Source organism: Bradyrhizobium sp. Kon10 (assembly GCF_055807395.1).
This window is the reverse complement of sequence record NZ_JBVVOZ010000149.1, coordinates 1-356: the sequence shown is the minus strand read 5'-3', so window position 1 is coordinate 356 and position 356 is coordinate 1. Positions and strand designations below refer to the sequence as shown.

Annotated in this window: 1 protein-coding gene; it reads left to right on the top strand. The window is 56.2% G+C overall.

Features of this window, described 5'->3' with window-relative positions:
• On the top strand, positions 1–221 hold a 221-nt coding region (locus AC0L2O_RS36480), incomplete at its 5' end, for a hypothetical protein (RefSeq protein WP_473373160.1).
• Positions 222–356 lie beyond the last annotated feature (135 nt).

The following is a 356-nucleotide window of genomic DNA, read 5'->3' as shown; positions in this document are numbered from 1 at the left end:
TGCGCAGAAGGCCGGCGCGGTATAGAGAACGCTGCCTAACAAACTCACTGTCGCTTGTCCGCAAAGCGCAAGCTTTGTCCTTCTACGCCAAGGACACAAACGATCCCAATCTCGAGCCGGCACCGCTGCTGGAGAAGCCTGGCGACGGAGGGCAAGACGTTCGCCTCGCTGGCTGGCGAGTCGAAAGCGGCGTGATGATGCATTTTTCTTCAATGTCTTAGGGGGACACGTCAAGGAGGCGAAGCGGGAGTATTGAGGCTCTAATGACATCCCCAAGGCAAAAATCGGGCGACCAGATTGCTGATCGCGCGATCACCGATCGCATCGAGACCGATTTCATCCTTTTCGATCACCTT